General features: G+C 63.4%; 8 protein-coding genes. 1 reads left to right on the top strand and 7 read right to left on the bottom strand.

Features of this window, described 5'->3' with window-relative positions; all coding sequences use genetic code 11:
• Position 1: 1 nt before the first annotated feature.
• The 3 genes from MTX21_RS01770 to MTX21_RS01760 form a co-directional block, all read right to left on the bottom strand.
• Positions 2-361: a hypothetical protein gene (locus MTX21_RS01770; RefSeq protein ID WP_280970236.1), complete on the bottom strand. Its 360-nt coding sequence runs from the start codon at positions 359-361 to the stop codon at positions 2-4.
• Positions 358-1,167 carry a glycoside hydrolase family 19 protein gene (locus MTX21_RS01765; RefSeq protein WP_280970235.1) on the bottom strand — a complete coding sequence of 270 codons (810 nt, stop codon included), beginning with the start codon at positions 1,165-1,167 and terminating at the stop codon, positions 358-360. Before MTX21_RS01765 ends, MTX21_RS01770 begins: the two co-directional genes overlap by 4 nt.
• 63 nt (positions 1,168-1,230) lie before the next feature.
• Positions 1,231-3,513 carry a hypothetical protein gene (locus tag MTX21_RS01760; protein ID WP_280970234.1) on the bottom strand — a complete coding sequence of 761 codons (2,283 nt, stop codon included), beginning with the start codon at positions 3,511-3,513 and terminating at the stop codon, positions 1,231-1,233.
• 98 nt (positions 3,514-3,611) lie between these two features.
• On the opposite strand from MTX21_RS01760, the gene MTX21_RS01755 reads away from it, so the two are divergent.
• Complete coding sequence (locus MTX21_RS01755; protein WP_280970233.1) at positions 3,612-4,433, top strand: methyltransferase domain-containing protein; 822 nt, start codon at positions 3,612-3,614, stop codon at positions 4,431-4,433.
• Positions 4,434-4,435: 2 nt separating this feature from the next.
• On the opposite strand, the gene MTX21_RS01750 is transcribed toward MTX21_RS01755, so the two are convergent.
• The 4 genes from MTX21_RS01750 to MTX21_RS01735 all read right to left on the bottom strand — a co-directional run bounded on the left by MTX21_RS01750 (position 4,436) and on the right by MTX21_RS01735 (position 14,126).
• A complete protein-coding gene (locus MTX21_RS01750) occupies positions 4,436-8,131 on the bottom strand; it encodes a hypothetical protein (RefSeq protein ID WP_280970232.1) in 3,696 nt (1,231 codons plus the stop codon).
• Entirely contained in the window at positions 8,128-11,226 is a 3,099-nt protein-coding gene (locus tag MTX21_RS01745) for a hypothetical protein (protein WP_280970231.1), read from the bottom strand. The genes MTX21_RS01750 and MTX21_RS01745 overlap by 4 nt, the downstream gene beginning before the upstream one ends.
• 98 nt (positions 11,227-11,324) lie before the next feature.
• Entirely contained in the window at positions 11,325-11,783 is a 459-nt protein-coding gene (locus MTX21_RS01740) for a hypothetical protein (protein ID WP_280970230.1), read from the bottom strand.
• A gap of 12 nt (positions 11,784-11,795) precedes the next feature.
• Positions 11,796-14,126: a hypothetical protein gene (locus tag MTX21_RS01735; RefSeq protein ID WP_280970229.1), complete on the bottom strand. Its 2,331-nt coding sequence runs from the start codon at positions 14,124-14,126 to the stop codon at positions 11,796-11,798.
• Positions 14,127-14,134: the final 8 nt, after the last annotated feature.

The raw sequence follows: 14,134 nt of genomic DNA, 5'->3' as shown, positions 1-14,134 counted from the left end.
GTCAGCCCTTGGCGATCGAGCGAAGCCGAGAGGCGATCGTGAAGGCCGAAACCACCATCATGAAGTAGCCGAGATACTTTGGATCGGCGTGCAGGAGGTCGGAAACCTGCTGCTTGAAGTTCGGGTCACCAAGCGTTGCGGCGATGGTATCGAGCTGGTTGAGCAGCGCGCCGATCGCGCCGATAAGGTAGGACCAGGCCATCGTCAGCGACTTGCCGCAGAGCGCCCAGACCTTGGCCCAAAAGCCGTCGGCCTCCTGATAGAAGGTCTTGAAGGCCGGATAGGCGGCCAGCCGCGGCCGCAGGAACAGGAGATACGCGACTACCAGGCCGGGCGCGACGAGAATGGCGGTCCAGATCATTGTTTCCTCTTGAAAATGGCGGTGAATAATGCAGCGAGCGCATCCCAGATCGTGGTCTTCTTGGGCTGAGGTGCAGGCATGGGCGCAGGCGGCGGCGGAACGGATGGCTTCGGGCCGGGCGCGGGTGACAGGACTGGCGGAAGCGAGAAATCGACCGGCGCGGTCCCGAGCGCGGCTTTCCACTGGCGAAGCCATTCGACCCGCTCGGGATACCCGACGATCTTGCGGGTATCAGTCACGAGATGGCCGACGTTGAGCATCGAGGAGACGCCGGCGATGTCGTCCTGGAGGGCAAATGGCAGGCAGCCGCAAGCGACAAAGTCCGCGACTGCGCACAGCATGAAATTCTTGGGATCGAGGACGAGATCTGGGTTATCGAGGAGCGGCAGCCCGGTGGCTTTCTGAAGCTGCTCATAGCCATCCCGGCCGGTCACCTGCGAGCCACCACGGCCCCGATAGGTATAGCCATCGTTCGTTCCGGGACGATTGCCCATGCGGCCGCCGTAGGTTTTCACGCCCAGCGCGACCTCGTTGTGGGCGTAGGGAGCCGCTGAGGCCACCGTCGGGAAGCGGCCAGGCCAGACCTCGGTCATCCGCTGCGCGCTGTAGTTCAGGCTCTCGACAACGTCGTGCCCTGCCCCGCATTCGTGGCTGATTTGAGCCATGACATGGGCAACGAGCAGAGGCGTGTTGATCTTGTAGCTTTCGAAGACCGCAGGAGCAGTGACCGCGATGCCATCCCGAAGGCCGTCGATCTTCTGGTCCCCATTGGGCCAGAGATTGTACAGGGTGTTGATGAAAGCCACGGCGGGTCTCCGGTCTATACCGGCGACCTCGCCTCAAGTGTGGCAGTGCCGCAACGCACCGGATCAGAAGCACTTCCATGCGTTGTTCTGACGGAACGCCATCGATCCGGTGCTGCCGCCTGTGCAGGCGGAGCCGGGCGTCCCGTCAGAGACAAACACCTGGCTCCCATTACCGGCAGCTATACCTAGTAATGTCGACGCAGTGAACGAAAGCCCAGAGTTCAGCAACAACCCCAATCCGCCAGTGATTGATGAGAAATTGGCGGTTCCTGAGAGTCTATTAGACCCGACAGTAAGAGCGCCGGCGAAATAGTTTCCGCCTGCGTTGATCGATCCGCCAACCCCGAATAGAGTGTTGCCAGCGATGTCCACGTTGGCAAACTGTCCACCCACTGTCGATGCCATCGTCAAGGCGGTGCCCATAACATTGACGTGGTTACCTCTGATTACCCGATTATCAGTGTTGGACGATCCATTGGTGCCGGCTGTTAGCTGAAATCCATTGCTGCCCCCCGCATCCGACGTGCAGTTATTGGACAAGATCGACACGTCCCCAGCATTTTGCGCGGCGACGTTTATGCAGGTCCCGTTGCTGTACATCGAGTTTCCGACGATGGAGATGTCCGTCGTGTCGTTGATGGAAATAGCACCACGCGGAAGCAGGCTGTCCAAACTCGATTGACCGACAATGAGATTGTTTTCGATTGTTGTCCGCGCAGAATTGGCGCTGCGAAGCGTGCTGGCCCCATTGCCGGCAAAATAAATCCCCGATCCAACAGGAGAATTGATGTAATTGTTTGAGACGATGCCGTCAGCCGACGGGTTGCCGTCCGAATTCAAATCGTAAACAGTGATGCCATAGGCATTGGTCGCGCCGAACCCATTAGTGCAATGGGAGCTATTCGTCTGCCCAGGGCGGAGAATGTGGTTCCCGATCAATTGATATTTGTATGTGTCACCGAACAAAATGATCCCGAAGCATGCAGCATCTGCCTGCATGAAGTTGTTGCTGATCCGAACGTTTTCGTACCGCCCACCGCCAGCAGTCCCAGAGAAAAAGATAATCAAGGAGTTTGAATTGTTTGAAGGGACGGGATCAGTCGGAATGTCGGCTGTTGCGGTGATGAACTGGTTTCCATCGATGATGATATTCGAGGCCGGAAGGGTGCTGCCCTGCGTGTTGAAATTGACCCAGTAGTTGTTGTTGAAGCCGCTGAACTTGTTATTCCTCAGAAATATGTTCGAGCCGATCTGGGGTGCGCTACCGTTTTGGCCGAACTGGATGGCGCCGACGGTCGAACTCGTCCAAGAGGTCACGTTGTCCGATCCCTGAAACCACACTCCGGTAATCGAGATGCTTGTCTTGTTGCTGATGAGCAAAATCGGCCAAGCAGAGCCGATTCCCTTGATCGATGGACTCTGGGTATTTGCACCTACCAAGGTCGTGTTGGAAGGCAGGTTGAGCGGTGCACTCGTGACGCAGGTTGATCCTGCCGGGATGAAGATCGTCTTTCCGGCGGAGGCGGTGAACATTGCTTGCAGCGCAACTTTGTCGTCGGTGCTGCCGTCGCATGCAGCTCCGAAGTCCTGCGGCCGAACGTAAAGCGCTGAAGCTCCAGCCGTTGCCGCGATCGTCAGAGGGTTCGTCCCAGTGATCGATATCCCACCACCGGCCGCGATGTTGTTCGTGATGGTCGTCGGCCCGGTCCCTGAGAAGGCGATGCCGTTACCCGCCGTGAAAGTCGTGGACGGCACCGATGCACCGGGGACGAGATTGCCGCCGGCATCGAACACGGCTCCAAGATTGGCGCGACCAGCGAGAGGGGGAAGGGTCGCCATGGTCTCGCCCGGCGGAACGCGCACCGTGCGGCCTGCGACGTCATTGGTTCGGTCCCAGGTCTCTCGGTTCTGCGCGACGATGTCGGTCAGCGCCTGATTGAGGTCTCGCGCTGCGACGCCCCGGTTTTCCGTGAATTGCGAGGTCCGCCGCGGGCGGCGAGCGCCCACGATTTGAACGGTTCCGGTCTGTACAGAGGTGAAGGTCAGAACGGCGTCGGTGATGGGGCGCGGCAGCGTCGCCAGCGGTCCGGACGGGCTTGTGATTGTATAATTGGCCGACGAGACGAGTGCCCCGTTCAACCAGACCTCAACCCAATTGCCGTAGTCGGTGCTATCCCCATACAGCGCAAACCCGACCGCGCATGCGCAGGTCGTGTTCGAGATGGTGTAGCTGGTCCTGCGCTCGGTGTCGGGCAGCGCAGGAACGGGCGACGGGGCTTGCGCGAAGGCCGGGGCAATCCCGGCGGCAAGAGCGAAAGCGAGGATGGTGCGGCTGATGATGTTCATGCCGCGGAGGGTGCGGGACCCACAGGTTGCCGCAACGCACCGAGGCTTGCTCACCGTGGGGTTGCAGTGTTATAGGACCGCCCTTTGGAAGACGGGGCATGGAAATGCGTGACGTGGTGACGGGGTTTTATGTCGATGTGCTGGAGCGGCTCGTCGACAAAGGCGTGGTTTCGAAATCGGATAGCGTCCTCGTCGTCTGCGGAGGCCCGCTCGACGAGAAGGTGATGGCAATGGTCGGCTTCGGCCAAGTGACCGTGACAAATCTAGATGACACCATGTCAAGCAACTTCCAGGACGCTGAAAATCTGACCTACCAGAACGACAGCTTTGACCTTGTCGTGGTGCATGCCGGTTTGCACCACTGCTATTCGCCGCATCGGGCACTGCTCGAGATGTATCGCGTCGCGCGAAAATGCGCGGTGGCCTTTGAAGCAAGAGACAGCCTGATGATCCGCACCGCGGTCCGGTTCGGCCTGACCGAGGATTACGAGACCCACGCCATCAGGATGAACAACGGTCTCGGCGGCGGCGTCGCCAATGGGCCGGTTCCGAATTTCATCTATCGATGGACCGAGGATGAGGTACGAAAAGCAGTCGCGAGCTTCGATCCTGCTCACGCTCCAACGGTCAGTTTCTTCTATGATCTGCGCATTCCGGTTCAGCGCTTCACTCAGGCTGGCAACCGCTTGATGCGAGCGTTCGCACTAGCTATTGAGCCGGCATCCAGGCTGTTCGCGCGGCTACTACCGAAGCAGTGCAACGAGTTCGCATTTGCGGTCGTGAAGGCAAACGAACTGCAACCATGGATGGAGACGGCGGTCAGAATGCGGCTCGATAAAAAGCGTGGTGATCGGACACCAAATCCAATTTTGAGCGACGCCGAATTTGAAAAATGGGAAGAAAACGGCCGCATCTGGTAGGGTCAATGCCCCTCCGGCTTGATCTTCATCGGGATTCCGAAGGCGTTGTTCGCGCCAGCCTCGACCTGATTGAGCGCGCCTCTTAGCCAGAACAAGTTCTGCCCCGCAATCAGACGGCGGATCGCCTTGGTGTCGCCCTCGTTCCACTCCGACGGCTTTGATACTGCCGAGGTTGCCGATAGAATGCCGCCGATCTTGCCGGCGGTGGGGCCGAGAAGCTGGTCAAGCGCCGATCGCGAGACATAGCGCGACGTGGGCTTGTCGGCGCCGATCAGGCGGTAGATGTCGACACCGCCGCGCGTCGCCTTGGACGCCAGTGCATTCCCTTCCTCGAACCATCCGAGAAGGTTGCCCTTGCTGATCGCCTCCTTGATCCAGTCCTGCGGCTTGTCGCTGGTCGGCTGGCCCCCGGTCAGGCTCGATAGCTTGTAGGAGAGCATTCCGAGGCCCATGGAGAAGATCATGCCTTGCAGCACCTGGGCGTCACGGCGCTGAAGGTTCGAGATCAGCACGCGCTCCGTGGCGGCCGCAGTGAAGCTCTTGAACTGGCCGATCACCGACAGGATCGGGTGAGACATCCACAGCGGCTTCTCCTGACCCGGCGTTACCACGGAAATGTCAGCATCGCGTGCGACCGCGCCCTCAAAGACGCGCCGGGCTTCCTTGTCGGTCCAGTCGGCGGTGTTCGGCAGGTGCACGCCGTCGCGGATTTCGCCGCCGTCCTCGAATGCCTTGGCGATCCGCGCGGCCATGTGCGGCTCGATGCCGGATTCGCCGAGATTGCGGATCTGACGCGCGCTGGCGGTGCCCTCGGCCGACGCCTTGACCGCGCGCAGGATCTCGGAGCCGGCGACCAGCGAGGCGTTGATCTTGGCGAAGTCCGTCCACGGCGCCAGCATGTTGGCGAACTGGAATTTGCCGGTCGCCCACTGCATGGTGCGCTCGACGCGGGACTGCGGATGGTAGGTGTCCAGAACGTCGGTGATGGCATGGTGCCGGGATGCGAGCACCGATTCCACCGCGATCCCCATGGCCCGATACTGCCGGCCGGCCTCCTTCCACACGTCTGACTGCCTGGTCATCATGTTGAAGAACGGGCCCCATGCGTCGCGGAAGGTGGTCGTCAGGCCGTGCCGCAGCACCGTCCCGGCCATGTCGGGCAGCGACGAGAGCGCGGCCGAGCCCATCGAGGTCAGCACATTGTACTGCTTCAGGACGTTCGCCGCGCGCGCGACGTTGCGCATTGGCAGGTCCGGCGAGATGCCGTAGACCCCACGGATGCGGTCGCGGATCGCCGAGAGGTCGTCGATCACGCCCTGCCGTTCCTTCTCGATCCGGGTCCGCTCCTTCTCGGACTTTGCCCCATCGACCAGCGCCGCGTATTCGTCGTTGATCTTCCGGAACGCCTCGGTCATCCGGACGTCGCCGAACTTCTCGGTCAGCAGTACGTCCGGCACCATGGTCCGGAGGTGCGCGGCGACGATGTGTTCGATGTCGTTCTCCAGGAAGTCCCGGATCGTGGCGTCGGGGATGTTGAACTCCCGGGCCGCCAGCGCGCCGCGGGGCGGTTCGCCGCCGCTAAACCCGCCGGTCCCGTGCTCCATGCCGAGATCGTAGGGCAGCCGGCCATCAGGCGAGCCGAGGATGCGATCGGTGATCTCCTGGGCGCGCGCGCGGAGCTCGTCCCGCGGCATGTCGCGGTCGCTCTCCAGGATGCGCTTCACAGCCCGGTCCACGGCCTTGTCGGCGCTCGACAGGCGCTCGCCGGTGCTCTTGGACTCGCCTGCCTCGATCTTGGCCTGGCGGGCCTTCTCGGCCTCCGCGCGAGCCTTGAGCGCCGCCTTGGCCTCTGCGGTCGACTTGCCCTCCCAGCGGCCGATCTCCTCCTCGATCTTGGCCCGCATGGCGTCCCGGTTAGCGACCTCGGACGCCAGCTTCTGCTCGAGCCCCTCGATCTCGGCCAGCTTCGCCGAAGCGCGGTCGGCCAGCAGGTTGCCCCGGTTGCGGGCGAGCGTCTCGAAGACTGCACCGCCGCGGGCGTTCTGGAGCGGCAGGTTCTCCTGGTCAGCCCCTTCCCGCAGCTTACGCGAGCGCTGGTTGGCCGCCTTGTTGATCCGGGTGGTTTCCTCCTGGCGCGCCGCAATCACGTCGGCGTCGGTCTCCAGCTTGGCGATCCGGCCTTGCAGCTTCTCGATCTGGTCAACGGCGACCTGCATCGCGCCGTGATACGCGCCGATCTTGCCCTGCGCGTCGGCCTTGGCTTGCTGCTGCCCGGCCAGCCAGTCGGTCACCCGGTTGACGAATTCCGGCCGCTGCGCCGCGATCGCCTGCTTGTTGTAGAGCCGCTGGACGTAGCTGTCGGCGGTCTTCACATCCACATCCTCGGGCAGGAGGCCGATCTTGATCGCCCGCTCCTTCCAGGTATCGAACACCTTCCGGATTTGCTGCGCGGCCGCGGTCACCTGCGGGATGTCGTGCTGGTCACCGTTCCGCATGGCGTCGGAAACGGCCTCCTTGAACTGGTCGAAGGACAGCTTGCCCTCCGGTGCGCCGGTCAGGTTTTCGATGCCCTTGCGGAAGGTGCGCGTGATAGCGGATGGCAGCTGATCGCCATAGCGATACTCGGTGAAAAGCCGATCTAGTTCGTCTCCGACGGCGACCTGACCCTGTTTGATCTTCAGTCCCGCCTCACGGTCGAGCGCCGGGCCGCCGCCGAAGACCGTCGATTTGCCCTCCTCGACGTTCTCCTTGAACAGCAGCGACGTCTCGGCGAGGTCGGCGCCTGCGCGCCGGGCCGACACGCTATCGGACCCGAACACCCGCTGCATGGGCGAGGTCTTCTCGACTACCCGCCGAACGCCGGGGATCTGGTTCAAGCCGAAGTCGACCAACTCCAGCTTGCGGGTGTCGGAGGCGGCGGCGCCGGCGGCAACGGCAAAGCCCGTGCCAGTTTCTGGGGCAGAATCCCCACCCATTTGCCCCACCGGCATCTCCACCGGCGGATTGCCTGCGTGCGCGTTCATCTCGGCCCGGTCGACCGACAGCGCCCGCTCCAGCACCGCGCGCTCCTCGGGAGCCAGCAGGGACGCCGCGCCACCGCCCAAGAGTGCTGTCAGAAGCGTGCCGCTGGCGACGTTGAGTGCGGACTCGGACAGCGGCCGGGTCTGCTGCGTGGCCTGCATGATCGCCTCCTGCGAGGCCGTCGCCATCAATCCGGCCTTTCCCATGTCGGTCACGGCCTTGGTGAAGGTCAGTCCGCCGCGCGCCGCGTCGATCCCGACACCGCCCGGCAGCAGCATGGTGGGGTCCAGCATGCCGGCCATGGTCGAGGCGATGAAGCCGATCTTGCCGTTGGAAGAGAGCAGCCGGCGGTCGCCCTCCTCGGTATCGATCTGGCTCTTGATGGCCTGCGTCTCGGCCTGTGACTGCGAGCCGACGAAGGAATGCCCGTGCTCCAGGAAGTAGCGCGGATCGCCCCAGCCCTTGATCTCATCCAGCGGATTGTAGCCTGGCACCGGCTGGTAGGAGCCGGAGTTGCGCATGTACTGCATGGCCGAGACGAAGCTGTTCGTCTGCCGGAACGCAGCACGGAAAAGCGCTTCCCCGCCATCCTCGGGAGACGGCGGGTTCTGCGGTGCGACGCCCTGCTCGGTCCGCAGGCCGAAACTGGCATCGTTGGCGACGTCGAGAGCGGTCATGGCATGGGCATCGCGTTTTCAAACTGGCCGGTGCGCAGATAGTCGACGGCCTGGCGCTGCTTCTCCAGCGTCGAGCCGTACTTCGCGACGTGGTTCGAGGGGTCGAAGGCCACACGCGCGGCCAGAATTTCGGTCGTGCCGTCGGCGCGCCGGATCGCCACCTGATAGGACGCAGGGCGCCCCTGCCCAATCTCGGCCGCGGTCTGGCCGTCGGAGATCAGGCCCTCGATCGACCAGCGGCGGTCGGACCCAGCAAAGCTGCCCATCTCGAGCGAGCGCCCGGCCTCGGAGAACTCCGGACCAGCCTTCCCCGCCACCCACGCGCGCAGATCTTCGCCGAGCCAGTCGTGCGAGCCTCCGATAGCCGGATAGGAGCGCTCCGGCGGGTTCTTCATGACCTGATTGGCGCCGGCCTGCGACACGCCCCAGGTCGACGACAACCGCTGCACGGCGAGGTCGGATGCCTTGTCTGCATCGACGCCATAGGCGCGCAACGCCGAATAGGTGCTCCGGAAGTCGGCCACGAGCTCGCCGCCCTTGATGCTGTCGAACGGCGCCGACGGCGTCGCACCGGTGATCCGGCCGATCAGCGGCAGGCCGGAGCCCAGTTTGTAGGCCATGTCGGAGGGCGCGAGGTTCGCAGTCTCCTTCTCGGCCGCATCCCGGGCCGCCTCGCGCGCCTTGAGTGTCGAAGGGTCGTCGCTAGCGTTCAGCCGCTCGGCGAGTTCGGCCGCGTTGAACGAGCCGCGCAGGCCCTGCCACGCCTGCAACTTGGTGATCGCTGGCTTGCCAAGCTTCGCCTCAGCCTCGGCCGCATTATCCCGCCACAGCTTATCCACAACCGACATGGCCGTGGACATCTTCACCGGGTCCTTGCTCGACATCATGCCGGTGACAGAGTCGACGAATCCTTTCTGGTCGAGCAGCCGGTTCAGATCGTCGGGGCGGAGGGTCGTCGCCACGGCCGACAGCACACCGGCGCCGGAGGGGCCGTCCATGGCCGCCTGAAAGGCCGGCATCTCATCCTTAGCGATCACCGGCGGCGCCGGGGTGTGGTCCATCGAGGCGATGCGCTCAGAGGCCGCCAGCCGCTCCTGGAGCGCCCCGGGGATGGTCTGCGGCTGGTCGGGCACGATCGGCGACACCGGCTTGATCCAGCCCCGCGTAGCGGCCTCCTGATAGGGCTTATCCTGAAGGTTCTTCTCGGACTGCTGGTACTGCGACAGCGCAGCCGCGGCTACGTTCATGTGGTGCTGGTCCTGCCCATTCGTGGCGTCGCGGTAGGCCGCCAGTACGCGTTCGCGCTCCGGCCTCTCCATCTGCGACAGCGCGCCGCCGAGGATCTTGCCATCCATCTTCTCGGCGACGGGCCCGAACTTTTCCGGGTACTGGGCCGCGGTCTGCCGAACCATCGCCACGTCCTCGACGCGCGGCAGCAGGCCGTTGTTGATGGCCTGCTCGATCCCCGCCGCGGCCTGCGTCGCCGCCTGCACCCGAAGGCTTTCGTCGGCCGCCAGCGTCCGCACATAGGCCGAGCCGAGGAATGGGTTGCGCTGCAGGTCCGCCGCAGTGAAGCCGGGGCCGCCGTTCGCCGCCGGCGCCAGCACTCGCTCGCCGGCCGGCTGACGGCCGCCCGGGAGCGATGACCACTGGCCGGAAAGCTGGCGCGGCACGTCGGAGATCGCCGCCTGGTCACCAGACTTCAGGACGGCCAGCAGGTCTTTGCCGGTGCGCGCCTTGTATTCGGTCTGGGCGAGGTCCCACGCCGCCGCGTCCTGGTTCGCCGGCGAGAAGTCCTTGAGCCCGAGCTTCTTCGCCTGCGCGTCCCATGTCGGCGCGATGAACTGGTAGCGACCGGCCGCAGACGACGTCTTGCCGACATCTGGCCCCGAGGTGATCGGCTCGGCGATACGGGGATGGTCGGCGAATCCCTCGAACGTCTTGTCGGCCGCGCCGCCGTACCGGACATTGTAGCGGCCGGCGCTTTCCGTTGCGGCGATCCGATCAAGCAGCGCGCGCCCCTCCGGCGGGATGGCCGGGTTGACAACGCCGGTCTTGGCGATGCCGAGCACCTGCGCCTGCACCGCCTGCGGCAGGGTCGAAATGCCCGACATGGACTGCCGGACCTGCGCGGCCGCGAGGATCCTATTCGCGGACTCGGCGTCGCCGCGGTCCTGCGCCTGCTTGATCTCCATGCCGATGATCGGGTCCGTCGGCTTGATGGTGCCGTTGGCGATGTTCGTCTCGAGCTCGGAGACCGCCTTGCGCCCGGCGTCGATCTTCTCCTTGGCGTCCGCGGTCAGGTACTGCAGCCGGGCCATGCCGTGGCTGAACAGCCGGGTCCGGTCGGCCTCGGACAGGTTCGGGTTCTGCAGTATCTCGCGGTTGAGCACCGCCTGCGCTTCGCCCTTGCCCTTCTTGGTGAAGGTGTCGTCGACATGGGCAACGAGCGCCTCGCCCTGCAGCAAGGACCGAAAGTTCTTCAGTTCCAGATCGATCTGGTCCTGCGGCATCTTGAATAGCGGGTTCGTGCCGAGGGCCTGATATGACGCTTGCAGCCGCTCCAGCGCGCCCCGGAATTCCGGCGTGTCGGTGCCGCCCGGCTGCCGCGCCAGTCCCTGCAGCGTGTTCTTCTGGTCGGTGATGCTGGCGTTGATCGACTTCTGCTGGTTCGCGATGTCGAGGTTGGCGGTCTGGTTCGCAATCGCGTTGAAGTTCTGAGTCTGCAACTCGCGCCCGCGCTGCATCAGCGCGGCGCCGGCCTCGCCCCCGAGACCGTGATCGTAGTTCTCCAGGAAGCTATCGCTAGCCGCCTTGAAGCCTGCCGGGTCCGCTACATGCTTGCGGTGCAGATCGGCCATCTCATTGGTCAGCACGTTCTCATGCTGCGCCAGCGTGCCGGCCTGCACCGTCTTGTTGTAGAGCTCACCCGCCCGGCCGAAGATGACCGCGCTCGCCGGATTGACAGTTGACACCGAGCCATCGGCGTTGCGCACCACCTTCTGGTTCTGCAGGTCCTCGCCGGCCTGGTCGCGCGCGAACTGCTCGGCGACGCCCATGGTGGCGTCGGCGACCTTAGTCAGCGCGCCGGCCATGGCATCGCCCTGCCGGATGATCTCGCCGGCCGAGACGTTGGGTCGCGGGGCTTCGGAGGTGACGATGCGCTGGGAAGCGAGCGGAAGATCGACCATGTCTACAGCCCCTTAAACAGCGGCGTGACGCCCTTGAGGACGTCGGCGCCGGCCGAAACGTAGCCCATGGTCAGCGCGTTGCCGGCGGCATCACGGTAATAGGCCGCGTCAGAACGGTCCTGGCGCGCCTGCTGAAGGATGCTGTTGACCACAATGCCGCGCTGCTCGTCGCCGATGTCCTCCTGGTTCTGGAGCACCGCCTGTCCGGTCGGTGATAGCGGATCGGCTTTCGCGGCCGCCCGCACGGCCTCGATGTTGCCGAGGGTGGTGTTCAGGCTCCGCGACATCTGGCCGGAGGTCTGCTTGGCCTTCAGTTCGCCGTAGACTGCCGCATTGTCGAGCCGGGCCGCCTGGTATTCGTCGGCCGTCGCCGTGCTCTGGCCCTTCAGCAGATCGGCATAGGCCGACAATCCGACCGATGCCAGCGACGTCCCGCCCGCAGCCATTCCCGCGCTACCCATGGTCCGCCCCCATCAGATCGAACATTCGACACCCAATTCGGCAATCTGCATCGGCCCCGGCGTGTCCTTGATCACAGCCACCCGCGGATCGAAAGCGCGGCCGATCGGGCGCGTGCGCTCGACTGTCTCGCGCAATGGCGGCGGCTTGGTCGGATCGTCGTCCTGGTTATAAGGCGGGAAGCGCCGTTCGTTCATCACCGTGCCGAGCGCCGCCGAGGTCGGGGTCACCGGACCTGCAAACAGCCGCGCCATCATGAAGCCAGTCGACTGGATCACGTAAGCGGCGAAGCGCGACACCCGGCGCTTGAACATCCGTTGATGCACGCTCTGGCCTGGAGAAGCATCGGGACAGAATGGCTCGGCGATCGAAGTCCATGGCTGGCCCGCCACCAGATCGGCGCGCGTCAGATCCTCGCCGGCATTGCCCTGCGGCACGATGAAGCCGTTCGCATCGATGTTGTACGTGCCCATTGAGCGCGTGCTCTGATCCATCAGCGACACGGTCTGCCCGGCGATCCACCAGAGAGGCCCCTGACCAAACGGCGCCGTGAAGGTCGCTGGCAAGCTATTCACGAAGATCGCTCCGTCGAGGTATTTGCTGTCGTCCAGGATCTCACAGATCGTCGCGTTGAAGTATTTCGTCGTGAACAATACGTCTGCGTTCGTCGCAGCGACCCAAAAGATTGTGCCTGCATCCGGCCACGGTCCCCAGCCAATAAGCGGAGCGATCTGGCCGTCCTGCACGGTATACTTTCCAACAACGAGAGAATTGTCGCCGTTGAGCACGTAGATATAGCGCTCATTGAACGTTCCATCCGCCGTCGGGACCGCAAGTGCAGAAATGTTGCTGAAAAGGTGAGCGGCGAAGTCTGTCAGGGCGCGCACATTGAAGGGCCGGTAATAGGCACCGAGCGCCTCGATCGCACGCACGCTGTTGCGGCCGGCGTTCACGTAGACCAGCATCTCCTGCGCGGCGCGTGGCTGCACCTGGGCGCAGCCATCGCTCGACAAGGTCTGGAAACCGACGCTGCCGGGCTTTAACGGATTCTGCGCATCGATCTTGATGTAGTAGAGCTTCTTGTCGCAGAAGACGAATTCCGAGCTCTCCGCGCCGGGCACCACATAGTAGACGCGGCACTTGTCCGGAACGACTTCGAAAATCGCATTCGATGGATCGGAGCCGACATACATGTCAGTCGGAGCATTGATCGCGGACCAACCGATCGCCTCCGGGATGGTCGGGAAATCACAGAAGCCAAGGCGGTATTGATCAACAAATACAGAGCGAGGATAGCCCTGCATGTTGTTCATGACCTCTTCGTCCCAGATCGTGGTCGGAGCCGGAATGTCTATCGTGCCGGGACTGGTCGCTGGAATGCTACCGCCGGGGCCGATGATTGTATCGGCTGACGTGAACGCCAATGTTCCGCCGACGCTGCCGGGGTCGCGAAACGATCCAAGCGCGCTTACCGGCGTCGAATTCGTATTGAGAAGCTGTATCGTGATCGAGTTGGTCGGGGCTCCCTGCATCTGAAAGACCTGTCCGACCGATCCGGTTACAGATCCTCGCACCACATCACCGACGCTGAAAATGGTCGTTGGATCAACTGTCGACGTGATCGTCTGGTGGCCCGGCAGTGCCTCCTCGACCAGCGCGCCGCAAGTCAGGCTCGGATATGGCCCGTTCACGACGTTGATCAACAACTGCCGGTTAATGTAGCGAATTCGCGTGCCGAGATGGGCCGCAGTGAAGAACGGCTGCGATGCCGTGACCGTCACTTGTCCGGTCTGCGCAGACGGTGCTATCGTGATGCCCTGCGGAGAAATTCGGTAGAAGAAGGTTCGCCTCTGTCCGCCGACGATCTGCTCAGCGAAATCCGCGATCGTCCATCCGCTCGGCGTGCCGTCCCACGTCAGGACTTGCGGACGCATTCCCGGGAATGTGAAGAAAATCTGGTTGCGCAAGACCGCATAGACGATCTGGCCCATGGTCGCGAGCGTCCACGGCAGAAATGCGCCATTGCCTTGATTGCCGAACGCCGCCTTCTGCAAGCCGGTTACGGCATCGTAGATGCGGATTTCCCCGTTACCGTTCCAGCCAAACGCGAAGTCGAACACATTGTCCGGGGACATGACGATGCGTTCGGTGCGTCCGGCCGTCGGCAAATAGAGACTAGCGCGCTTCCCGGGGCGGTCTTGGATGGCACCCGAATTGAGGATGCGAAAATTCGCCATCTGGCGCAAACCGGTCTTGCGCGCTGGATGGTCATCCGAACGCTTGAGCGCTACATCGATCTCGCCGGAGGAAAAATCTCGCTGGGCTCCCGTGATTTTGGGGATCATTCCTCACC

The organism is Bradyrhizobium sp. ISRA430 (assembly GCF_029909975.1).
GTDB lineage: Bacteria > Pseudomonadota > Alphaproteobacteria > Rhizobiales > Xanthobacteraceae > Bradyrhizobium.
This window is presented reverse-complemented; position numbering and strand designations above follow the sequence as displayed.

Excerpts from the sequence above, each read along its gene's own strand:
- MTX21_RS01770 (WP_280970236.1), bottom strand. The coding sequence starts at position 361 with ATGATCTGGACCGCCATTCTCGTCGCGCCCGGCCTGGTAGTCGCGTAT.
- MTX21_RS01760 (WP_280970234.1), bottom strand. The coding sequence starts at position 3,513 with ATGAACATCATCAGCCGCACCATCCTCGCTTTCGCTCTTGCCGCCGGG.
- MTX21_RS01755 (WP_280970233.1), top strand. The coding sequence starts at position 3,612 with ATGGAAATGCGTGACGTGGTGACGGGGTTTTATGTCGATGTGCTGGAG.
- MTX21_RS01750 (WP_280970232.1), bottom strand. The coding sequence starts at position 8,131 with ATGACCGCTCTCGACGTCGCCAACGATGCCAGTTTCGGCCTGCGGACC.
- MTX21_RS01745 (WP_280970231.1), bottom strand. The coding sequence starts at position 11,226 with ATGGCCGGCGCGCTGACTAAGGTCGCCGACGCCACCATGGGCGTCGCC.
- MTX21_RS01740 (WP_280970230.1), bottom strand. The coding sequence starts at position 11,783 with ATGGGTAGCGCGGGAATGGCTGCGGGCGGGACGTCGCTGGCATCGGTC.
- MTX21_RS01735 (WP_280970229.1), bottom strand. The coding sequence starts at position 14,126 with ATGATCCCCAAAATCACGGGAGCCCAGCGAGATTTTTCCTCCGGCGAG.